The 21717-nt window shown below is 57.9% G+C and carries 24 protein-coding genes; 3 read left to right on the top strand and 21 right to left on the bottom strand.

Annotation, left to right across the window (positions count from 1 at the left end):
• Positions 1-29 precede the first annotated feature (29 nt).
• A complete protein-coding gene (locus tag CUC55_RS09300) occupies positions 30-260 on the bottom strand; it encodes a hypothetical protein (RefSeq protein WP_067649223.1) in 231 nt (76 codons plus the stop codon).
• 195 nt (positions 261-455) lie between these two features.
• Between CUC55_RS09300 and xseA the strand changes: the two genes are divergently transcribed.
• On the top strand, positions 456-2054 hold the full coding sequence (xseA, locus tag CUC55_RS09295; protein WP_067649220.1) for an exodeoxyribonuclease VII large subunit: 1599 nt from the start codon (positions 456-458) through the stop codon (positions 2052-2054).
• Positions 2055-2069: 15 nt separating this feature from the next.
• On the opposite strand, the gene CUC55_RS09290 is transcribed toward xseA, so the two are convergent.
• Positions 2070-2570, bottom strand: a complete 501-nt coding sequence (locus CUC55_RS09290) for a MarR family winged helix-turn-helix transcriptional regulator (protein WP_103087660.1) — start codon at positions 2568-2570, stop codon at positions 2070-2072.
• Positions 2571-2651: 81 nt separating this feature from the next.
• On the opposite strand from CUC55_RS09290, the gene CUC55_RS09285 reads away from it, so the two are divergent.
• The gene (locus CUC55_RS09285) at positions 2652-3515 is read left to right on the top strand and encodes an EamA family transporter (protein ID WP_103087782.1); all 864 of its coding nucleotides are present in this window, start codon (positions 2652-2654) and stop codon (positions 3513-3515) included.
• A 1-nt stretch (position 3516) separates the two neighbouring features.
• Here CUC55_RS09285 and CUC55_RS09280 read toward each other — a convergent pair whose 3' ends face one another.
• The 3 genes from CUC55_RS09280 to CUC55_RS09270 all read right to left on the bottom strand — a co-directional run bounded on the left by CUC55_RS09280 (position 3517) and on the right by CUC55_RS09270 (position 5662).
• Positions 3517-4755: an aminopeptidase gene (locus CUC55_RS09280; RefSeq protein ID WP_103087659.1), complete on the bottom strand. Its 1239-nt coding sequence runs from the start codon at positions 4753-4755 to the stop codon at positions 3517-3519.
• A 73-nt stretch (positions 4756-4828) separates the two neighbouring features.
• Positions 4829-5305: a Cys-tRNA(Pro) deacylase gene (gene ybaK / locus CUC55_RS09275; protein WP_067649206.1), complete on the bottom strand. Its 477-nt coding sequence runs from the start codon at positions 5303-5305 to the stop codon at positions 4829-4831.
• 9 nt (positions 5306-5314) lie between these two features.
• Entirely contained in the window at positions 5315-5662 is a 348-nt protein-coding gene (locus tag CUC55_RS09270) for an ArsC family reductase (protein ID WP_067649203.1), read from the bottom strand.
• Between the two features lie 198 nt (positions 5663-5860).
• Between CUC55_RS09270 and CUC55_RS22875 the strand changes: the two genes are divergently transcribed.
• Positions 5861-6028, top strand: a complete 168-nt coding sequence (locus tag CUC55_RS22875; protein ID WP_170063850.1) for a hypothetical protein — start codon at positions 5861-5863, stop codon at positions 6026-6028.
• Between the two features lie 112 nt (positions 6029-6140).
• On the opposite strand, the gene guaA is transcribed toward CUC55_RS22875, so the two are convergent.
• The 16 genes from guaA to CUC55_RS09195 all read right to left on the bottom strand — a co-directional run bounded on the left by guaA (position 6141) and on the right by CUC55_RS09195 (position 21710).
• On the bottom strand, positions 6141-7718 hold the full coding sequence (gene guaA / locus CUC55_RS09265) for a glutamine-hydrolyzing GMP synthase (RefSeq protein WP_103087658.1): 1578 nt from the start codon (positions 7716-7718) through the stop codon (positions 6141-6143).
• Between the two features lie 84 nt (positions 7719-7802).
• Positions 7803-8441, bottom strand: coding sequence for a 5'-methylthioadenosine/S-adenosylhomocysteine nucleosidase (locus CUC55_RS09260; protein WP_067649197.1), 639 nt, complete (start codon positions 8439-8441; stop codon positions 7803-7805).
• Positions 8438-8887: a PaaI family thioesterase gene (locus tag CUC55_RS09255; RefSeq protein WP_067649194.1), complete on the bottom strand. Its 450-nt coding sequence runs from the start codon at positions 8885-8887 to the stop codon at positions 8438-8440. Before CUC55_RS09255 ends, CUC55_RS09260 begins: the two co-directional genes overlap by 4 nt.
• Positions 8888-8960: 73 nt before the next feature.
• Positions 8961-9413, bottom strand: a complete 453-nt coding sequence (locus CUC55_RS09250) for a TspO/MBR family protein (RefSeq protein WP_103087657.1) — start codon at positions 9411-9413, stop codon at positions 8961-8963.
• Positions 9414-9463: 50 nt separating this feature from the next.
• On the bottom strand, positions 9464-10558 hold the full coding sequence (locus CUC55_RS09245) for a DUF1513 domain-containing protein (RefSeq protein ID WP_103087656.1): 1095 nt from the start codon (positions 10556-10558) through the stop codon (positions 9464-9466).
• Positions 10559-11680: an imelysin family protein gene (locus tag CUC55_RS09240; RefSeq protein ID WP_103087655.1), complete on the bottom strand. Its 1122-nt coding sequence runs from the start codon at positions 11678-11680 to the stop codon at positions 10559-10561.
• On the bottom strand, positions 11680-13173 hold the full coding sequence (locus CUC55_RS09235) for a di-heme oxidoreductase family protein (RefSeq protein WP_103087654.1): 1494 nt from the start codon (positions 13171-13173) through the stop codon (positions 11680-11682). The genes CUC55_RS09240 and CUC55_RS09235 overlap by 1 nt, the downstream gene beginning before the upstream one ends.
• A gap of 59 nt (positions 13174-13232) precedes the next feature.
• Positions 13233-14510: an imelysin family protein gene (locus tag CUC55_RS09230; RefSeq protein ID WP_103087653.1), complete on the bottom strand. Its 1278-nt coding sequence runs from the start codon at positions 14508-14510 to the stop codon at positions 13233-13235.
• Between the two features lie 143 nt (positions 14511-14653).
• On the bottom strand, positions 14654-15943 hold the full coding sequence (locus CUC55_RS09225) for an RsmB/NOP family class I SAM-dependent RNA methyltransferase (RefSeq protein WP_103087652.1): 1290 nt from the start codon (positions 15941-15943) through the stop codon (positions 14654-14656).
• Positions 15944-16045: 102 nt separating this feature from the next.
• Positions 16046-16414, bottom strand: a complete 369-nt coding sequence (locus CUC55_RS09220; RefSeq protein WP_103087651.1) for a septal ring lytic transglycosylase RlpA family protein — start codon at positions 16412-16414, stop codon at positions 16046-16048.
• Positions 16415-16808: 394 nt separating this feature from the next.
• Positions 16809-17687 (bottom strand): SDR family oxidoreductase, encoded by an 879-nt coding sequence (locus tag CUC55_RS09215; RefSeq protein ID WP_103087650.1) that lies wholly within the window; start codon positions 17685-17687, stop codon positions 16809-16811.
• Positions 17688-18875, bottom strand: a complete 1188-nt coding sequence (gene queG, locus CUC55_RS09210) for a tRNA epoxyqueuosine(34) reductase QueG (RefSeq protein ID WP_103087649.1) — start codon at positions 18873-18875, stop codon at positions 17688-17690. It lies immediately after the preceding gene.
• Positions 18876-18910: 35 nt separating this feature from the next.
• Positions 18911-19603: a glutathione S-transferase family protein gene (locus CUC55_RS09205; RefSeq protein WP_103087648.1), complete on the bottom strand. Its 693-nt coding sequence runs from the start codon at positions 19601-19603 to the stop codon at positions 18911-18913.
• A 231-nt stretch (positions 19604-19834) separates the two neighbouring features.
• Complete coding sequence (locus tag CUC55_RS22870; protein WP_170063849.1) at positions 19835-19990, bottom strand: hypothetical protein; 156 nt, start codon at positions 19988-19990, stop codon at positions 19835-19837.
• A gap of 335 nt (positions 19991-20325) precedes the next feature.
• Positions 20326-21306, bottom strand: coding sequence for a complex I NDUFA9 subunit family protein (locus CUC55_RS09200; RefSeq protein WP_067649165.1), 981 nt, complete (start codon positions 21304-21306; stop codon positions 20326-20328).
• A 116-nt stretch (positions 21307-21422) separates the two neighbouring features.
• A complete protein-coding gene (locus CUC55_RS09195) occupies positions 21423-21710 on the bottom strand; it encodes a DUF1330 domain-containing protein (protein ID WP_067649163.1) in 288 nt (95 codons plus the stop codon).
• Positions 21711-21717: the final 7 nt, after the last annotated feature.

The following is a 21717-nucleotide window of genomic DNA, read 5'->3' as shown; positions in this document are numbered from 1 at the left end:
ATAACGCAATTTCCACGAACGGTCAGCGCTTACACAGTGCCGAAACGCCGGATCGTTATCGCTGCAATAAAGCCACTTGCGATGCCGACATTATAGCCTGCCAAGGCAATCAACAGTGGAAGCAGATGAAACGCAGGGTATGAGACGATCGCCGCAACGGAGAACGCCGCTACAACCAGCAATCCGACCGCTGCAATTACCATTGCGGAGCGAAAAAAGAGCGCGGTGACGCCCAGTGACAATCCAAGAATAAATACCATGATGCCGCTCCTCCTCCAGGGGGCTTGAGGAAAGGCACCGTCATCCTCAAAAGCCCTTATTCTCCTCCATGCATGCACTCTCAACCCACACGCTAGCAAATTGTTGCAATTTTGTGAAATTTTATCTGACGTGGAAACGCGGAATTGATCGGAGGATGCGATTTGCGAATCGCAGCCCATCGGGTAGAAACGGGCATGAGCGATATTTTCAGCCAGCCTCTCACCAACCTCGCCGAATTTTCGGTGTCGGAGCTATCCGGCTCCATCAAACGCACGGTGGAAACGGCGTTCGACCAGGTGCGGGTCCGCGGCGAGATTTCCGGTTATCGCGGCCAGCACACATCGGGTCACGCCTATTTCTCGTTGAAAGACGATCGGGCCCGCATTGATGCCGTCATTTGGAAGGGTAGTTTTTCCAAGCTGAAATTCCGCCCGGAAGAGGGTATGGAGGTCATTGCTACCGGCAAGATCACCACCTTCCCCGGTTCGTCCAAATATCAGATCGTAATCGAAAGCCTGGAGCCCGCCGGTGCTGGTGCGCTGATGGCGCTTCTGGAGGAGCGCCGTAGAAAGCTGGCCACCGAAGGTCTCTTCGATCAGACACGCAAGCGCCGTCTGCCCTATATGCCAAGGATCATTGGCGTCGTCACCTCGCCAACCGGTGCCGTCATCCGCGATATTCTGCACCGTATATCGGATCGTTTCCCCGTGCACGTGTTGGTCTGGCCGGTGAAGGTGCAGGGTGAGGGCTCAGGCGAGGAAGTGGCCAACGCCATCCGGGGCTTCAATGCCTTGGAGATTGGTGGTGCCATTCCGCGCCCCGACGTTTTGATCGTGGCGCGTGGCGGCGGCAGTCTGGAAGACCTTTGGAGCTTCAATGACGAAATCGTCGTGCGCGCTGCTGCTGAAAGTGAAATACCGCTGATATCGGCCGTTGGCCACGAAACCGATACGACACTGATCGATCATGCCGCCGATGTTCGTGCGCCGACCCCCACGGGTGCTGCGGAAATGGCCGTGCCTGTCCGGGCCGATCTGGAAGCCCAGCTTGCAGGCCTTTCCGCCCGTCTTTCCAGCTCCATGTCGCGCCAGATGGACAATCGCCGGCAGGGCGTAAGGGCGCTCGTTCGTGCGCTTCCGTCGCTGGATCAGTTGCTGGCTCTGCCGCGCCGCCGGTTTGACGAGGCTGCGAGCGGTCTCGGTCGCGGGCTGGAGCTGAATACGCTCAACAAACGCCGCAGCTTCGAGCGCACCACATCGGGTCTTCGCCCGGATGTGCTGGCCCATGGCCTCAAGCAGCAACGCCAACGCATTCAGGAGCGCATGCAGCGCGCCGAGAGTCTCGTGGAACGTCGGCTGTTACAGGCGCAATCGCGCGTCTCATCGTCGGATTCGTCGCTGCGCGCACTGCCGGCCCGGCTCCTTGGTCAACTGGAACGCCAGAGGGAGAGGGTGGCGGGTGCTGCCCGACGCACCGATACTGCCGTGCTGCACCGTATGTCCCAAAACCGCTCCGGCATCGCCGCTCATGATCGCATTCTGCAATCTCTTTCGTACAAAAACGTGCTGAGGCGCGGCTATGCTGTCATTCGCGATGACGAAAACCGCCCGTTGACACGCGCTGCGACCGTCACATCAGGTGCTGCCTTGTCTATCGAGTTCGCCGATGGCATCGTCTCCGCAATAGCTACTGGAGAGGGTGGGCCGACAGAAGAAGGCGTCTCATCTGCGCCGAAGAAAAAGCCCGCAAAGGCCCCGATATCAGGTCCGGCAGGTCAGGGCAGCCTGTTTTAGTCGGTCGTCACTGGCTCACTCAAGGCCAGCGAGAAACGTTTTCAGCAGCCGATTGAATTCTGTCTTGTCTTTTTCACTTATGGCGGCAAGCAGCCGGTGCTGGTTTNCCACATGCGCCGTCACCGCCGCGTCCACTGTGGCAAACCCTTTGTCCGTCAACGCAATCAGCACACTCCGCCGGTCTTCGGGATTGTTGATTCGCTCCACCAGTCCTGCTTTTTCCAACTGATCGATGCGGTTGGTCATGGTGCCGGAACTGACCATGGTCATATCAAGTAATTCGCCGGGGGAGAGGCGGTAGGGCGCGCCTGCGCGCCGCAAGGTTGCCATCACATCGAAAGCCGAAGATGACAATCCGTGTTGCAGCAGAACGGCCTCCACCTCGCGGCCGAGATGGGTGGCCAGCCGGTGCAGACGCCCCATGATACCCATCGGCTCGACATCAAGATCCGGGCGTTCCTTCGCCCATTGCGCCAGAATTCTGTCGACGTGATCATCTGCGGGTTTTTCGGCCATGGAGAAANGATAGCATTGGGTATCTTGACGTCAAGACAAAANCGCATATTCTATATTTATCTTGATATAGAGATTCTTGAAATGAAGAAAAATTCACACGACATCGCTGATATTGCCTTGACGGCAATCGCCCCGGCCATTTGGGGCAGTACCTATTTCGTCACGACGCAGTTTTTGCCGTATGGCTACTCCATGCACGTTGCCATGCTGCGCGCATTGCCTGCGGGTCTGCTGTTGCTGCTGTTTGTTCGTAAACTGCCCTTCGGCATCTGGTGGAGCCGCGCCTTTTTTCTTGGCGCGTTAAACTTCGCTTTCTTTTGGGCGATGCTCTTCGTTGCAGCTTATCGTCTGCCCGGTGGCGTGGCCGCAACGGTCGGCGCGGTACAGCCTTTGATCGTTATCGGGCTGTCCCACGTGTTTCTTGCACGCCCCATTCGCGCACTGGCGATCGTCGCTGGCATCATCGGCATGGCAGGCGTGGCGTTTTTGGTGATGACACCAAATGCGGCGTTAGACCCCGTTGGCATTGCAGCCGCTCTTGCCGGTGCGGTCTCCATGGCCTTCGGCACGGTCCTGTCGCGCAGATGGCAGCCGCCGGTCTCCAGTCTGACCTTCACGGCATGGCAACTCACAGCGGGCGGTATTTTGCTGGTGCCGGTCGCTTGGTGTCTGGAACCCGCTTTGCCCCCACTCAGTACGGAAANCATACTTGGCCTGGCATATCTCGGCCTGATCGGCGCGGCCTTTACCTATCTCTTGTGGTTTCGTGTCCTTTCACGCATCGAGCCATCCGTGGCGGCATCGCTCGGCTTCCTAAGCCCCGTCACCGCCACGCTTTTGGGCTGGATGGCGCTCGGTCAAAGCCTCGCTCCAGTCCAGATTGCAGGGTTTGTTATGGTATTGTTCAGCGTTTGGCTCAGCCAGAAAAGCCAGATCCCTCGTTAAATCAGGCCCATTCGCCCTTGCGCATGACAGGAACCTTGGAGCCATCTGCTCTGACACCGTCGATGTCGACCTTGTCGGAGCCGATCATCCAGTCGATATGGATGAGGCTGGAATTGCCGCCTTGCGCCTTGATCTGATCTGGCGTGAGCGAAGCGCCATCGACGAAGCACTTGGAATAGCACTGTCCCAGCGCAATGTGGCAGGACGCATTCTCGTCAAACAGCGTGTTGTAAAACAATATGCCGCTGGCCGAGATGGGGGAGGAATGTGGCACCAGCGCCACTTCGCCCAGACGTCGTGCGCCTTCATCCGTATCCAGAACCTTGTTTAGCACGGCTTCACCCTTGGAAGCCTTGGCCTCCTCAATGCGGCCTGCCTCAAACTTCACCTGGATATTGTCGATCAGGGTGCCCTGATGCGACAGCGGCTTGGTGCTGGAGACGTAGCCATCCACCCGTAGCGCATGCGGCGTGGTGAAGACCTCTTCGGTCGGAATATTGGGGTTGCAGATCACGCCGTTCTTGGCCATCGATGCGCCGCCATGCCATTCATGGCTGTCTGCCAGACCGATGGTCACATCCGTGCCGGGGCCAGTGAAATGCAACGAGGAGAAACGCTCGTCATTCAGCCACTTGGAGCGCTTGGCAAGGTTTGCATTGTGCTGCGTCCACGCCGCCACAGGATCGGCCAGATCGACACGCGATGCGGCAAAAATTGCATCCGCCAGCTTCGTTACGGCCTCATCCTCTGGAATGCCGGGAAACACCTGTTTGGCCCAGGACGGGTTGGGNTAGGAGATGATGTTCCAGTTGATGTCGAAGTTGGAAATCTTCTCCAGCGCCGGCTTGTAGGCCATGGAATTGGCCTTGTTGGCGCGCGCNACCTTGGCAGGGTCCGCATCCGCGAGCAGCATCGGATTGTCGCCTGAAATCGCGAGGCGGGCGGCACCATTGGCATAGGCCTTCGCCATGCCTTCATAAAGCCAGCCGGATGCACGGTCGAAATTGGCATCGCTGGCATGGTTGTAACGCGCAAGCGTCGTTTCCTCGTCGGAATAAAAAGCCGTCACCAGACCGCCGCCAGCCATATAGGCATGCTTGGTCAGAAACCGCACCAGCGGCAGCGCCGCAAGCGGTGCAGTGATGACCAGATCCTGGTCTTTCTGCAATTGCAGCCCGACCTTGATGGCAACTTCAGCCAGCTTTNCCAGTTTGACGGGATCGATAGGGGAGACTGTCATGGTACGCCTTCAATGTCTTCATTGCGAGGCGCAAAACATAGCCCATTCGCTGCGAAAGCCAACCGGATTTCTGCTATTCGGTGACCAGGGAAACCGCCAGTGCCTTCAAGACCGCCTGTGCATCCCCCGGTGAAAGGCGCACCTGCAATCCACGCTGCCCGCCATTCATATAGACGAGTTCATGACCCATCGACTGCACTTCAATCGCCGTCGGCACCTGCTTTTTCTGGCCGAAAGGACTGATTCCGCCAACATGATATCCCGTTGCGCGCTCGGCATCAGCGGGCTTCATCATATGGGCAGATTTGCCGCCAAAGGCCGTCGCCAGCTTTTTCATGCTGACCTCACGGTCGGATGGCACCACAACACAGACCGCCTTGCCATCAACCTCCGCCATCAGCGTTTTCAACACCAGATGCGGCTCGGCCCCGATGGCTTCCGCTGCCTGAAGGCCGATGCGTTCTGCATTCGGATCATACTCATAGGTCACCGTCGTGAAGGAAATACCCGCTTTGGTCAGCGTCTGGGTCGCGCGCGTGGTCTTCGACATGGGCCACGCCTAACAGAACAGCGCGGCGTAGAATTCAGGCTTGAAGCCGACCGTTATCTTTCCCTTGGCTTCCAGAACCGGGCGCTTGATCATCGACGGCTGCGCCAGCATCAAGGCAATCGCTTTCTCGCGGTCAAGGTCGGCCTTATCGCCCTCATCCAGTTTCTTGAAAGTGGTGCCAGCGCGGTTCATCACGGTCTCCCAACCAGCGGCATCGCACCACGCATTGAGATGCGCTTCATCGATCCCGGTGCTTTTATAGTCATGAAACACATAGTCGATGCCCTTTGCTTCCAGCCATGTGCGGGCCTTCTTCATCGTGTCGCAGTTCTTGATCCCGTAGATCGTAATCGTCATATCCGTCAGCCTTTTCCATGCTCTCCGAAAGGCATAGCAAAAANTCCGCCGCATTCAAATCTCGGCTAGCTATGCAAATTTGCATGACCAGTCATCCAAATGAGTTCGAGCTAAGCTGCATGGCTTGCCTGCTATATCGTGAGTTGTGCAAAGCGCTTCAAATGCTCATATTCTGGGCAACACGAAGGAGAGACCCACATGCGTAACGTTGCTAAGACATCCCGTAAATTCTTTGGCGAAACATTTGCCGTTTTCGGCGCGGCTCTGGCAGTATCCGCAGCTGTCCGCTCCCACCGCAAGCCAGCTGGCGCAGACCTTGACGCCCTTGGCATCGAACGTACAGCGTTCGACAAGGTTCAGCTCTAAGGCTGACATTTGATGGCGAGACGATAACGTTTCGCCTCATACATATTACCCAACAAAAAGCCGGTCGATGAGTTTTCATCGACCGGCTTTTCCTATTGCAGAAGAGCTGACCTCATTCCCACTCGATCGTGCCGGGCGGCTTGCTGGTCACGTCATACACGACGCGGTTGATGCCCTTGACTTCGTTGATGATGCGGGTTGCCGCACGTCCCAGGAAGTTCATGTCGTAAGGATAGAAGTCTGCCGTCATGCCGTCCACAGAGGTCACGGCGCGTAGCGCGCAGACGAAGTCGTAGGTGCGGTAGTCGCCCATGACGCCAACGGTCTGCACCGGCAGCAGCACGGCAAAGGCCTGCCATATGGTGTCGTAGAGACCGGCCTTACGGATTTCATCGAGATAGACGGCATCGGCCTTGCGCAGAATATCCAGTTTTTCACGCGTCACGACGCCTGGGCAGCGGATGGCGAGGCCCGGACCGGGGAAGGGGTGGCGGCCGATGAAGCTTTCGGGAAGACCGAGTTCACGGCCCAGAACACGAACCTCGTCCTTGAAAAGCTCACGAAGCGGCTCCACCAGCTTCATGTTCATGCGCTCGGGAAGACCGCCGACATTGTGGTGGCTCTTGATGGTGACGGATGGGCCACCGGAAANGGAAACACTTTCGATAACATCCGGGTACAACGTCCCCTGCGCCAGAAACGCGGGCGCGCCTTTGCCATCGGATGCGATCTTGGCGGCTTCGGCCTCGAATGTTTCGATGAACAGGCGCCCGATGGTCTTGCGCTTCACTTCCGGGTCGGAAACGCCGGCGAGCTCCGTCAGGAACAGGTCGGACGCATCCACATGCACCAGCGGAATATTGTAGTGGTCGCGGAACATGGTGACGACCTGCTCGCTTTCGGCAAGCCGCATCATGCCATGGTCAACGTAAATGCAGGTCAGCTGATCGCCGATGGCTTCGTGAATGAGAACCGCAGCAACGGAGGAATCGACGCCACCGGACAGACCGCAGATCACGCGCTCGGTGCCGACCTGCTCGCGGATCTTGCGGATCATCTCGGCGCGATAGGCAGCCATCGTCCAATCGGACTTCAGGCCAACGATCTTGTGCACGAAGTTGGACAGAAGCTTCGCACCGTCGGGCGTATGCATGACTTCCGGGTGGAACATCGTGGTGTAGTAGCGGCGCTCTTCATTGACGGCGATGGCAAAGGGCGCGTTTTCGGACGTCGCGGCCACTTCAAAACCATGCGGCAATTGCGTTACGCGGTCGCCATGGCTCATCCACACAGGATAACGTCCGCCCAGCTCCCAGAAGCCGTCAAACAGTGGGCTTGCTTTTTTGATCTCGATATCGGCGCGCCCGAATTCCGCTGCATGCCCACCTTCAACAGTGCCGCCCAGCTGGGTGCACAGCGTCTGCTGGCCGTAACAAATACCGAGTATCGGGATGCCTGAATCGAAAACCGCCTGCGGCGCGCGGGGGCTTCCCTCCGCTGTTACGGATGCCGGTCCGCCAGAGAAAATCACGCCCTTCGGCTTCAGTGTCTCGAACGCGTCCGCGGCATTCTGAAACGGGTGGATTTCGCAATAGACTCCGGCTTCGCGAACACGGCGCGCAATAAGCTGCGTCACCTGGCTGCCGAAATCGATGATGAGGATGCTGTCGGGATGGGCTATCTGGGTCATGGCGAGCCTTTAAAGAAATCCGGGGCTTTAGGCAACCCGTGACATGGCCTGAAAAGCCAGAAAATAAGCGGTTGCGCAAGAGATTTAGAGCGAAATGCTTCCGTCTTTTATTGCTCGGTACAGCCTGCCCACAGCATCAGCCAGCTTCTCGTCGATCACATGCAGATACTCCGTCCAGTCGAAGATATGGTGCACATCCGCCTTACCATCGGAGATTCCCCGCAGGCCGATCAGCGGAATATCAAAGCGCTGGCAGGCGCGCAAAATGGCAAATGTCTCCATCTCAACCATATCCGCATCCACCCCGTCATAGGCGGCACCGGAGACGACATTGGCGCCGGTGGAAAGCCGCGCTTCCCCAACGCCGGGAATGCGCAGCGGCAGGGTAATCTCGGCGGGCAGATCGAGAAACGGCGTGCGGCCCTTCTCGAAACCGAAGGCCGAGGCATCCATATCGCGGTAGGAAACGGAGACGGCCTGATAGACCTCCGCCTGCTCCAGCGTGCGCGAACCGGCAGAGCCAAGCGACACGACGAGTTCGGGTCGATTGTCGGCGGCACGGAGATCACTCAGCGCCACCGTCAGCGAAACCGCCGCCTCCACCGGGCCGACCCCCGTCATCAGCGGCTTGAAGCGCGCCTTCAGATGCGGGCCGTATTCGGCATCGGCAGCCATGACGAACAGCAGGCGTTTGCCCGCCACCTCGACAATCTCATAACTCATTCTTCGAAACCTTCGCGGCCCTTCATCACCATTATCGTTCCGGTCATGGAAGCGATCAACTTGGCTGGCCCATCTGACAGCGCATAAGCGCGGCCATCTGCCACGATGATGTTGCTGCCCGGCTTGGTGATTTCACCACGAAACAGAAACCGCTCGCCGCGCCCAGGCGACATCAGGTTCACCTTGAACTCGATCGTCAGCAGCGAGGCATCCGGCTCTATGATCGTATAGGCGGCATAGGTGCAGGCGGTGTCGAGGGCAGCCGCAATCACGCCCGCATGCAAAATGCCGTGCTGTTGCGTCAGTTTGGGGTGAAACGGCAGCTCGATTTCCACCAGACGGTGCTCGATGCGCGATATCTCGGCATTGATGGCCTGAACGACGCCCTGGCGAGCAAAGCTCTTCTTTATCCGCTGGCGGTAATCGCCGGGATCGGTGAAATTCATTCCCCTGCCTTTCCCTGTTTCTTTATCGAAACATGGCGTGTGCAGGGCCACAAGGCAAGGGCGAGCGCGTTTGCTAGTTCAGATAGACGATACTGGCGTTGAGAAGCGTGGCAAAGCCCACCCACACAGCATACGGAACGAACAGCCACATGGAGATGCGGTCGCGCGTTGCTGTCATGATGATGAAGGCGATGACGCAGATCAGCATGGGTACGATGAGGATAAGAGCCCCAGCGGGGCTTTGCATCGTAAAAANGATCGGCGACCACATGAAGTTCAACAGCATCTGGCTGCCCCACAGCTGCATGCGGCCGCCCATCCGGCTTTGCAGCCATGTGCGTGCACCGGCAATTGCAATCATCACGTAAAGTGCCGTCCAAACCGGCCCGAAAATCCAGTTGGGCGGGTTGAAGAAGGGTTTGTTGAGCGACTGGTACCATTCGCCTGGGACATTGTTCATACCGACGAACGCACCGATGGTGACGACTGCCAAGACGAAGATGAGATAGACCAGAGCTTTTTNCATAGGCATGAAATGCGCAGACGTGCCTTCTGTTCCGGTGTTATTTTAGCAATTTATCCGGCAAGTCTGACGATGTGCTGGTCCCACGCCACAGCACTGGTTTTCGCCGCGAATTGCCCGTCATAGGATGAGGTGACGATACCCTTTGCGGCCGCNGCAACGCCCGCAGCCTCGCGAAGCGTCGTCTCATTGACAACCTTGCCGCTTTTTTCGTCCAGCATTACGGTGGAATTGCCATTGGGCGAGGTGAGGCCGACGATACCGTCGCGCCGGTTGATGGCGATGGCCCCGACATAATTGGCCAGCCGAACGGTGGTTTCCTCCGGCAGATCGATGAAGCGGAGATCGTCGCCCCTGGAAAANTACCCCACCAGCGGCGGCATGTCGTTGCGCGGTCCCTCGTACTGACAGGCAAACCAGATGCGCCCGTCGCGGCCCAGATCGACATGGCGGGTGGAAAGCTGGCGCAAATCTTTCGCAAGCCCGTGCCGCTGGATCAGTCGTCCCGTCGCCGCATCCAGCAGCACCAGCGAAGGCTCCATGGTATCGATATTGAGTTNCGTGCGCCCGAAATCCGGGTGGGTCTCGATGCCGCCATTGGCGATGATGATCATCCGCCCGTCATCGCTGACCGTCATGTCGTGGGTACCGATGCCGCGCGCATCATATTCACCAATGCGCCTGAAGCCATCGCGGGCGTCATAAAGGCCGATCACACCGCGATTGCGGTCGAAGTCATTTTCGCTCGCATAAAGGATCGATCCGTCGGGGNAAAACTGCCCATGGCCGTAGAAATGCCGATTCTCCGGCGTGTGCATGACGATGGGTTCGCGGCGTCTGGCCGGATCGAAAGCCATGAAGAAAGTTCCGGGCCTGCGCGCAAAGGCAACCGTTACACCCGTCGCGCGGCTGGTCGCCATGCCATGCGCACGGGCGGGCAAAATCAGCCGGTCGATGATCTCGCCCGCCTCGCTCACAGTCGCCACGCCATAAGCGCCATCGCGGTCGCGGAAGGCCGAGGCGAAGACCGCGTCCGTGCGCTCCAGCGCATAAAGCGAACGCGGCGCAAGCGATGCCAGAAACGGCAATCCCGCCGCTTTGATAAAGGCGCGCCGGTCGATCAGCAGCCGTTTGTCGCGCGCCACCACTCAATCCCCATCCGAAAAGGAAAAGCCGGAGCTAAGGCCAATGGCTCCGCCGTACTGATCGTTGATGCGGTAGATCAGGTCCTTGCCGTTCAGCAGTAGATAATCGACCTTGGAGCGTTGCTTGTCGTCGGCAAGCGCCTTTTCCACATCGGGTTCAATGGTTCCGGCTACTCGAACCATGGATTTGGCAATGAAGTCGATGGAACTGATGATGGAGCGCTGGTCGGGCGGCAGAAGATCGCTCATGCCAGCCTTGTGCAACAGCGTCTGCACGGCAGACACATTGTCGCCGATGCTCTTCCATGTCAGGCCGGAACGCCAATAGATCGCGGTACGCGGAAATTTGGCATTGTCCGGTCCTTTGTAGAAGGTTTCGATACGCTGGTCGCGAATGGCTTCCGAGCCGTGCACCAGAATGCCCAGCAGCGCCACCAGCGCTTCTCTCTCGTCACGAAATACCGGATTGTCCGGCCCCGGCTCCTTCCAATTCTTCGCCGTACCATCCGGCGCGTCCCAGAGATCGGAAAGCTCCGTGCCGATATTGGCGACATTGCCGGCAATGGCTGCGCCATAGCGGCAACGAAAACCGTTTTNCTCAGCCACGATGTCATCTGCGCCAGTGCCGTAAAGCACATATTCCAGTGCGCCGAACCCCTGTGCAGCTACGCTTTTCGCCGCAACGCCCTGCGGCGTCGTTACGCTCTCGTCTTTTNCCGAGAGATAACGCTGCACCTGTTTCAGGCCAAGACCCTTTTTGTCAGGGTAATACAACACCCGCTCGAAACGGTTCTCCTCAATAACGGGACCGACGCGGACGATCTCGATCTCCGCCCATGCGTGCGTCGCATTGGCAAAGCCTGCTTTTGCCGCTGCCATCGTGTCCGCGGATGGGCTAGCACACAGCGCCTGCATCTTGCCCTCCAGCGCCTTGGCGCTATCACGAAAACCGTCATAGCTAGGGCGGATAAAGCCATCCACGGCCTTTGCCATCACGCTGCGCACCTTGACCGGGTCAAGAGGCGGTGGTGGCATCAGCTCCACATCTTGCGCCAGTGCCGTGCCGAAGCTTATCAGAAAAGCGAGCGGCAGAAGGGCATGAAATTTTCGCATCGCATTGTCCATCACAGAGACTCCAGAAATGTCAGCAAAGCCTGCCGGTCAGACTTTTGCAAGGCAGCAAAAGTATCGCGCGCTTTTTGCGCTTCTCCGCCGTGCCACAATATTGCTTCCGTCAGGCTGCGCGCCCGTCCGTCATGCAGGTAAAAGCCATTGCCGTTCACGGCTTGCGTCAGGCCGATGCCCNACAGCGGATGGGTGCGCCAGTCACGCCCGCTTGCCTCACCCACCTGTTGACCATCCGCTAGGCCATCGCCCATGTCATGCAGCAGAAAATCGGAATAGGGCCAGATCAGTTGAAAGGAATGCAGCGGGTCGTTCGCATCACGCCTCGTCACGAATTTCGGCACGTGACAGGATGCACATCCCGCCGCATAAAATTGCTGCTTGCCGCGCAGTACGGTGGGGTCATCGACATTGCGGCGCGCAGGCACGGCCAGATTTTCGGTGTAGAAGGTCATCAGATCGAGAACCGGGGAGGGTGCTTCCACATCGCCCAGCCGCTTCTGCACCCCGGTCGGCATGGAAAGACAGTCGGGTTCCTTGTCGGTACAATCGCCAAAGGCATTGGGCGCATCCGGCGAGGAAATGCCGATATCATGAGAAAGCGCATTGGCGGCCTGATCCCGCACGCTGGCATTCTGAGCCTTCCAACCGAAGCGACCCAGCTTCAACGCGCCGCTGCGGTGGTCGCGCACCCATGCTGGTTTGCCGGTTTCGCCCACATTGGCCAGAATATCCTCGTCAGCAATCGCCTCGATCAATCCCAGACCGAGCGTCGGCTGAGCGATGCGGGCAGACAGCGTGGTGTCGCGCTCCAGCGGCCCGTAATTCAGTCGGTCTACCCCATAGGTTGGCTTGCGGAGCGATACGGTCTCGCCACTATCAAGCGTCACCGTCTGCTCCTCATACGATACGACAAGCGTGCCGTCGGCCTTCAGCCCTGGAACCGCAAGATTCTGAAGCTGCCCGCCATAGGTCGCATCCGGAAANTTCAAGATATCATGGTCGGCTATCGCCCTCATCTCTTCAGGCGTGCGGGCAGGGCGGGCAAGGCGCAGAAACATCGAAACCGCATCCTCGCCTCCTACCGGCGGACGTCCGCGACCGTCGTTGATATGGCATGTCTGGCACGACCTCGCATTGTAAAGCGGTCCCAGCCCATCCGACGCTTGCGTGGAGGAGGGCGAGGAAACCCACAGCTTCTGGAACAGGGCGTTGCCCAGCTTGAAATCCTGTCCGCGCTCGAAGGTCATATTGGCGGAGGGTTGCGAAAATGGGTCGCGTGTCGCTGTCGTGGTTGCCGCCCCCGCCGACATGGCCTCGAAGGGTTCTGGTTTNGAAAAGTCTGTCGTGGGTCGAGTGACGTGTTGAATGCGCGTTCTGTCTTCGGCGGAAAGGTCGAGCCGCTTGCTGGTTTCAGCCGCTGTTGGCAAACCGCCAGTAACGGCCACGATCAGCAGCGGACAAAGAAAAAGAAGCGACCGCGAGCATGTCATGATGATTGACCGGGAGGGAAGGGGCAGGCCGCGTTCCTCACGCGGCCCGCATAATCGTGCTACTTGAACACAGCGTTCGGGCTATCAAGGCTCTCGGAGCCCTCGAGCTGGATTTTGCCAAGGTCAAGCGCTGCAATCACGCGCTCAATGGTCTTGGTCTGGTCCAGAAGCCCGTCAATCGCGGTCTGCACCACGGCATTGCCGTCCTTGTTGCCTTCGGCAATCATCTGGTCGTAAGCCTCGACCGTCTGGCCGCGTTTTTCCATGGCGTGCATGGCATCCAGCGTCTTGTTCAGCTTGCCCTGCATTTCGGTATCCAGCGTCTTGTCGCTGGCGGCGACCAGTTGCGAAAGGGAAGGGCCGGTCATCTTGGTGCCGTCTACGCGGGTATATTCGCTGGTGTAGGCCGATGCGATGCCGATGGCGTCGTTCAGATGCGAGTTGTAGGTGTTGTCGGAAAAGCAATCATGCTCTTCTTCGGGATCGTGCAGCAGAAGGCCAAGCTTCATGCGCTCGCCTGCCAATTCGCCGTAGGAGAGTGAACCCATGCCGGTGAGAATGGCCGTCAGGCCCTTCTTCGGATCAGCTTCGACGGTTTTCGCCGCTTCGCCATCCGGCGCCCAGTTGCCCGTCATTTCCTTAAGGTCGGCCACCAGCAGCGTCGATGCTGCCTTCAGATAATCGGCGCGGCGGTCGCAATTGCCGCCGGTGCAATTCTTGGTGTCATAATCGGTGTAAGGGCGGTTGCCCGCGCCCGGTCCCGTGCCGTTCAGGTCCTGGCCCCACAGCAGAAATTCGATGGCGTGGTAACCGGTGGTCACGTTGGCTTCCACTTCGCCCGCTTCCGCAAGGCTCTGGATAAGCTCCGGCGTGATCTTGGAGGCATCGACCTCTTCGCCACCAACCTTGATCTTTTTGTTGGCGATGATGTTGGCGGTGTAAAGCTCGTTCTCGTCACTTTCGGTGCCATAGGAGCCGTTAACATAGTCAATCAGGCCTTCGTCCAGCGGCCAGGCATTGACCTTGCCTTCCCATTCATCGACGATCGGGTTGCCGAAGCGGTAAACTTCCGTTTGCTGATAGGGAACGCGGGCCTTGATCCAGGCTTCGCGTGCGGCCTTCAGATTGGCTTCGCTTGGTGTCGCGATCAAGGCATCGATAGCCTTGTCGAGCGCCTGCGCCGTCGTCAGTGAATCCTGATATTTTGCGTAGCCCAGTTCTGCGTAGTGCTTTACCACGGCGGCCGGATCGGTCGCGGCCCGGGCTGGAAGCGCGCTGAACGTAACGGAAGCGGCCAGAAGCGCCGCGCTGGCGCTAAGAACGGTTTNGCGAAACATGATCTCTCCTATCAGCCCTCTCGTAACGAGGCCGTGAAGGCGAGTTCTGAACCAATCACAAACTTGTGTCAAATATTCTAGTTTAGAAGCTTTCCAAGCAGGATGCCGGAATCAGATCCGGCAACCCGCTGGATAGAAAGTGGTCAGGCGGTACGCTTCATGGCGCAGAAGAAGAAGCCATCCGTATCCGTCGTTGCGGGCGTCAGCGTCACGGAATGTCCATCTGTCGAATGCGGTTTGATGGCCTGGGCGCCAAATATGCTGTTCCACCGGTCCAGCACCGGCCGCATGGAAANTTCCGGGTTCTGCGTGCAGAAACGTTCCATCTGGCGCTCGTTCTCCTCGGGCAGAACCGAACATGTCACATAAAGCAACTCACCACCGGGCCGCACGAAGGTCTTGGCCTGATCCAGCGCCTGGGTTTGTTGCTCGACGCGCTCTTCCAGATTGTGCGGTGTCAGCCGCCATTTCGTGTCCGGGCGGCGGCGCCATGTGCCCGTGCCGGTGCAGGGTGCATCGACCAGAACGCGGTCGAATTTGCCGACATAGCTCTTGAGCCCTTCGGCGCGGTCGTGAACCTGCACATTGCGCGTCCCCGCACGCTTCAGCCGCTCGATGATGGGGGCGAGACGCTTGCGGTCTGTATCGAAGGCGTGAACCTGCCCCTTATTGTTCATGCTGGCAGACAAGGCCAGCGTCTTGCCACCACCGCCCGCGCAATAATCGAGAACCTGTTCGCCTTCCTGCACACCGGCCAGATCGGCAACGATCTGCGATCCCTCGTCCTGAACCTCGAACCAGCCCTTCTGAAAGGAAAGCTCCGCGGTCACGTTCGGCAGGCGTGATGGACCTTCGCCAGCGGCGATGCGCACGCCCTGCCGCGCAAGGCGGGTGGCCGCGGCACCGGCGTCAGACAGCGCCTTGATGACCTTTTCTCGGGTCGCTTTCAATGTGTTGGCGCGCAGGTCGAGCGTCGGGCGCTGGTTCAGCGCCTGCGCCTGCCGCAACCAGTCTTCACCGAAGGACGCCTCGAGAGATGCCTGCACCCAGTCGGGAACATCCCCCTGCACATGGGCAGGCGCATCGGACAGCGCGCGAGATGCAAAGGCGCTCAAAGTGGTTTCGGAAAGGGGTTCGGGCGCAAATTTGTCGCCATCGAATTCCGCCACCAACTGTTCGGCGGATTTGCCCCATTGCCGCAACATGACGGCGTAGCCAAGTGCGTGCGCACTATCGTCATCCATCAGCCATGCGTGGGAAAGCTTCATGCGCAACGCGTCATAGACAATGTTGCCTATGGCAGCCCTGTCGCCTGAACCGGCAAANCGATGTGCCAGTCCCCAGTCCTTCAGGGCATCGGCGACGGGGCGTCTACGCGCCTCGATATCCGCCAGTACTTCTATAGCCCCGGCTAAACGCCCGCCCAAACGCATTGTCTACCTCATCATTATGAATGGCGGTTGGTAGACGCGAATGGTGGCGAGGGCAAGTCTTTGCGAAGAATTCGCTCAACAACAGCGGCTTCGCCCGCGCTCTTACTTGGAAGCGATGACTTCGTAGCAGACCTTCGCCGTGCCGGAGCTGACCATGCCGATGTTCTTGGCGGCAGCCTTGGAAAGATCGAGAACGCGACCCTTGATGAACGGACCACGGTCATTGATGCGAACAACAACGGCCTTGCCATTGTTGGCGTTCGTTACTTTGACCTTGGTGCCGAACCGCAGGGAACGATGCGCCGCCGTCAGCGTTGCAGGATTCATTCGCTCGCCAGAGGCTGTTTTGGAGTTCAGCGCATACCAGGATGCGCCGCCACAGCCAGTTGCTGCATTCGCTGCAAGTGGAGTGAGGATGGAACATGCGGCTATAGTCGCAGCCGCAAAAGTCATGCGTCGGATATTCGTCAAACTGTGCTTCCCTGATACTCGGCCCCGCGCCGATAAACTAGGCTAACTGAACTGAGGTGAGTGTAGAGCGAGCGAAAAATGGCAAAAAATGGCCGAGCGCTAATCACGAAGTGTTACAGCTTGTAACATTCGTGATTGAAAGAAGGTATTGAAATTTAAATAGCCTTCGATGCTTCCAGCAAAAATTTATTTAGAATCAACAATAAGCAAGAAATTCGTTGCGCGGGCCAAGTAGCATGGCCTGGATCACGAAATCATGTTGAAATAATTTTCCACCGTATGAAAATTTTAGCCAAATTTGCGCATTAACGAAAGGTTAAAAGGCCAAAATGAGATTAATTCCTTCCTGAAAAGTGCCATTGGAAGGATTTTNCATTGCAATGAAGATGAACGTTTATTCATCTCTCCATACACCATCTTGCCAAAGCTGGCGTAGTGACTGCCGGTAATCCGGGTGAGTGAAGTTAAAACCAAGTTCTTTCAGTTTGCGGTTGGAGACGCGTTTGTTCTCCCCATAAAACGAGCGTGCCATCGGGCTGAGCTCGGCGGTCTCGAATGCCTGCTCTTCCGGCGGTTCGACGTCCATCATGTCTGCCGCGAATGCAACGACGTCTTGCGGCGGAGCCGGTTCGTCGTCCGTCACGTTGAAAATACCGCCTGCATGTTTGTCGATCAGGAAGTCCGTTGCCCCGCCGATATCCTCAACGCGAATGCGGTTGAACACCTGATCTGCCTTGACCAGCCGCCGTGCCGTTCCCTTTTCCAGGTTGACGAAGCCATTGCGCCCCGGTCCGTAGATACCTGATAGCCGCAGGATGCAGACCGGTACTCCTGCCGTCTCTGCCGCTGCTAGCCAGGAACTTTCCGCCTCCACCCGTTCCGTCGAGCGCACTGACACCGGACGACAGGGCGTGTTCTCATCCACCCACGCGCCATCATGGTTGCCATAGACGCCGACGGTGGAAAGATAGGCCGCCCATTGTAAGTCCGGCATCAGGCTCTTGAGGTCGCGCGCGCAAAGCCGCAGCAGCGGGTCACCGGAGGTACCAGGCGCGATGGACTGAACGAAATGTGTCACGCCTTTGAGTTCCGTGCGCAACTCCTCGCTCAACGTCTCACCATCGAAGATGAAGGGTGCAATCGCCTGACACTGAAGGCCGGTCACATTGTGTCTGCTGCGTGTCNTACCCGAAACCTTGGCCATTTTGCCTTGAAGCGCTCTGGCAATGGCCTTGCCGGAATATCCGGCGCCGAAANTCATCAGATGCGACATTTACACTCCTGCTATCCGCCATTCGTCCAGCACATTCGAATCGCTTTCGGGCGCCNGGGCCGCTGCGTAGGTAGTGAAGCTTTTCCCATCCATCAACCTTGAAAGCGCCCAGACCGCCATGGCGCGGACCTCCGCGGAGCTATCTCGTGCCAGTGTCTGGCACTGGGCGATGAAGTCGCTGTCGCCGGAATTTCCTGCTGCAATCAACACGTTACGCACGAAACGATTTCGACCTATCCGCTTTACAGGCGACCCGCTGAAGAAAGTTCGAAACGCCGCATCATCCAGCGTCAACAGAAAAGCGATGGAGGGTTCCTTCAGGTCTTCACGCGCCTGCAGCTTCATCTCGGAAGCACTTGCGGCAAACTTGTTCCACGGACAGGCAGCAAGGCAATCGTCGCATCCATAGATGCGGTTGCCGATCATCGGCCGGAATTCCGGTGGTATCGGGCCTTTGTGTTCGATCGTCAGATAGGAAATGCAGCGCCGCGCATCGATCTTGTAGGGTTCCGGAAAGGCATTGGTCGGGCAGGCGTCGAGACAGGCCCGGCAGGAGCCGCAATGGTCCCGCTCCGCCTCATCCAGCTGGAGTTGCGCTGTCGTGAACATGCTACCCAGAAACAGCCAGGAACCATGTGTGCGGCTGACGAGATTGGTATGCTTTCCCTGCCAGCCCAGACCCGCCGCTGCCGCCAGGGGTTTTTCCATCACCGGGGCGGTATCCACAAAAACCTTCACGTCTTCGCCAGCTCGTGCGGCAAAGCGCGTGGCAATCTCCTTCAGCCGTCCTTTGATGACGTCATGATAATCGCGATTGCGCGCATAAACGGAAATGGCCGCCTTGTCGGGTTTGGTCAGAATGTCGCGGGGGTCTTCGTCGGGGCCATAGTTCAGGCCGAACATCACCACCGAGCGCACGTCGCCCCACAGCGTCTTCGGGCTGGCCCGGCGCTCTTCCGTTTCTTCCATCCAGCCCATCGTGCCGTGGAAGCCGTTGCCGATAAATTCCCGTAGCCTTTCCGGCGCAAGTGGAATGCTGTCGGCAGAAGTGACGCGACAGAGATCGAAGCCGAGCGAGAGTGCTTCTGCGCGAACGAAGTCCGTCAGCTTGCCGGCGCGCAACTGCTGCTTTTGCAAAGCTGTGTCGATGGCGCTTCTCCCGCAATTGATGCGGATAGGAACCCGCATTGCGCGTCATTATATAGCAAGCCCATGTCGCAGGCTTAAAAATCCAGATCCGCATAATGGGACGAGGGCGCGAGACGCGGCACGCGTTCCGCCAGCAGAGGGCGGAAGGAGGGCCGTGATTTGACGCGCTGGTACCATTCCTTGGCAATCGGCGCTTCCAGCCAATTGATCTCGCCGAGATAGTCGAGAATGGAGACTGATGCACCGGCGGCCAGATCGGCATAACTCAACCGGTCGCCCGCAAGCCACGTGCGTGATCCCGCCAGCCATTCCAGATATTTCATATGCTGATGGACATTCGAGCGCGCCGTGCGCAACAGTTTGCTGTCTGGCGGACCGCCGCCTTGTGCGGTGGACATTTGCAGCTTGTGGGCGCGCTCGCGCACCAGCGGGCGGGTCACGTCTGTTTCCATCTTCTGCAAAANCCACTCCGTCAGGCGGCGGATTTCGGCGCGCTGGAACGGGTCTTCAGCCAGCAAACGCCTGTCCCGTTTCAACACACCATGCGTCTCGTCCAGAAACTCTGCGAGAACATATGGCCCACACAGCGAGCGCATATTGTCATCCAGATAGACCGGCAGCGTTCCCGCCGGGTTGAGTGCCAGAAACTCGCGCCGCTTTTCCCATGGCTGCTCCTCGACCAGATCAGCCTGGAAACCGTATTCGGTCAGGATCAGCCGAACGAATCGTGAGGCAGTCGACATCGGAGAATGAAAANGGGTTGGCATCGGCACTCAAATTTTTGATGAAAGGAAAGGTTGTCTTTATCGCCAGAGGGCGGACAGGTATGGCCTGTGCAGAAACTATAAGTTCAGCTTTTTTAAGACAAGTTTAACATCCGGGCGATTGGTGCATCACTTTCTTGCTGAAAACCGGCACCCAACCATGAAAAAAGCGCCTTCGATCAACTCGATGGCGCTTTTTTNAAAATCATACCCAAGCGCTTTGCTTGAAATCGATCAGTTTGCCGAGATCGAGCTCGTGGCGCATGGATCGACGCCATAGGCTGGCGAACAACCGGTCTTGCCAGCTGCAACCGTGCCCGGCGCCATGAACGAACCTGCCAGAACAACCAACGCCGCACACGCAAAAANGAGTGCGATAGACTTGCCCATTTTATATTTGCCTTTCAGACGATGAACGTGGCGACATCAGCCGCCGTACGATGATTGTTAGGTTCTGGATTGTGTGTAGGATGTGGCGTTTAGCAATAAAGGACCTTGCTGAACACCGGGTTAATGCGAACTCTTGTCCACAGTTGCCCATGTGCCACGCTTTGTCTTACGCTCTGCTGGTTTCATGATGTGCCCCCACATACAANGAAAAGGCAGCGAACGTGATCGCTGCCCGTTGGGTGCATAACTCACCAGTTTGAATTTGGTTGCACGCATCTTTCAAAAGTATTTTACGGAAAAGCGGATGCCGATTTNCCGTCCAGATACGATAACGTTTAAGCGGCTTTACCAGCATTGCTGAACTGCCCATGGGTGCGGTAGCTCACCATATAGGACGGCAGAACGGAGGCGACACGCACCGGCGTGATGCCGAGACCATCGAGTGTCAGCCCGGAATGTGCGGCCTCGGAAGAGACGACATTGTCGTTTCTCAGCATGGCAACCTGATCGGATGTCAGAGGCGGTGTGATCAGCGGCACCATGGATGCGATCTTGCCGATAAGTGAGGCAATGCCGAAGGGAAGGTTGACCATCGGGCGCTGGCGATAGGTTGCGGCCAGAACGGCCTCAAGACAGTCGCGGAACGTCATGACGTCCTGCCCACCCAGTTCATAGGTCGCGCCAGCCTTCAACGCGCCATCGACGCTACGGGCCACCACTTCGGCCACATCTTCCACATAGACGGGCTGAAACTTGGTGTGTCCGCCGCCGATCAGCGGCAGGAAAGGCATGCGCTGCGCCATGCCGGCAAATTTGTTGAAGAAATCATCTTCCGGTCCGAACACGATCGAAGGACGCAGAATGATGGCATCCGGCAAAGCAGAGCGGATCGCGGCTTCGGCACGGCCCTTGGTGCGGGCATAACCAATAGTCGAATTCGCGTCCGCACCAATGGCGGAAATATGCGTCAGTGTCGCGCCAGCGTTCTTGGCGGCTTCGGCCACGGCGCGCGCACCGAATTCCTGAACGGCGTCGAATGTGTTGCGTCCGCTTTCAAACAGAATACCAACGCAGTTGACCACGTGGTCGGCACCTTCGACAGCCTTGTTGATCGAATCCTTGTAACGCAGGTTGGCCTGCGCAAAGGAAATCTGCCCGACATTGCCCATCGGCTGCAAGAAGCCAGCCAGATCAGGGCGGCGAACGGCGACCCGTATGCGATAGCCACGCTTGGCGAGGAAGCGCACCACATGCCGTCCGACAAAGCCCGAGCCGCCAAAAACGGTGACGAGAGGGGGAAGGTTGGCCAAAGGCATGGGAGGCTCCTGCGAAGCGTTGAATAGAGGTGTTTCCGTCTCTTAGCTTAAAGCCGATACAACGGGAAGAGAGAACAACATCCGCCCCAACCAGAATGAACGGATGCTGGCTAAGATCAGGCGCCGTCCATGATCATCAGTTCGGTGTCGGCCACTTCCTGGCGAATTTTCAGCGCCTGCTGGTACTCATCCGAATTGTAGCAATCGAGTGCATGCTGCATGGAGGGAAACTCGATCACGACATTGCGCGCCCGGCCCTTGCCCTCGAGCTGCGTCACGACGCCACCACGGGCCAGAAAATTTGCGCCGTAGCGTTCAAATGCCGGTTTGGCGGTGGAAATATAATCCTTGTAACGCTCGGCGTCACGCACATCCACCTGTGCAATCCAGTAGCCCTTTGCCATGATGTTT

The sequence above is a fragment of the Agrobacterium bohemicum genome (genome assembly GCF_002896715.1).
GTDB lineage: Bacteria > Pseudomonadota > Alphaproteobacteria > Rhizobiales > Rhizobiaceae > Agrobacterium > Agrobacterium bohemicum.
Note: the sequence above shows the minus strand (reverse complement) of the source record. Positions and strands in the feature narration are given on the sequence as shown.

Coding starts and splice junctions, on each gene's coding strand:
- CUC55_RS22875 (WP_170063850.1), top strand. CDS start 5,861: ATGCGTAACGTTGCTAAGACATCCCGTAAATTCTTTGGCGAAACATTT.
- xseA (WP_067649220.1), top strand. CDS start 456: ATGAGCGATATTTTCAGCCAGCCTCTCACCAACCTCGCCGAATTTTCG.
- CUC55_RS09260 (WP_067649197.1), bottom strand. CDS start 8,441: ATGAGTTATGAGATTGTCGAGGTGGCGGGCAAACGCCTGCTGTTCGTC.
- CUC55_RS09200 (WP_067649165.1), bottom strand. CDS start 21,306: ATGCCTTTGGCCAACCTTCCCCCTCTCGTCACCGTTTTTGGCGGCTCG.
- CUC55_RS09300 (WP_067649223.1), bottom strand. CDS start 260: ATGGTATTTATTCTTGGATTGTCACTGGGCGTCACCGCGCTCTTTTTT.
- CUC55_RS09195 (WP_067649163.1), bottom strand. CDS start 21,710: ATGGCAAAGGGCTACTGGATTGCACAGGTGGATGTGCGTGACGCCGAG.
- ybaK (WP_067649206.1), bottom strand. CDS start 5,305: ATGTCGAAGACCACGCGCGCGACCCAGACGCTGACCAAAGCGGGTATT.
- CUC55_RS09270 (WP_067649203.1), bottom strand. CDS start 5,662: ATGACGATTACGATCTACGGGATCAAGAACTGCGACACGATGAAGAAG.
- CUC55_RS09255 (WP_067649194.1), bottom strand. CDS start 8,887: ATGAATTTCACCGATCCCGGCGATTACCGCCAGCGGATAAAGAAGAGC.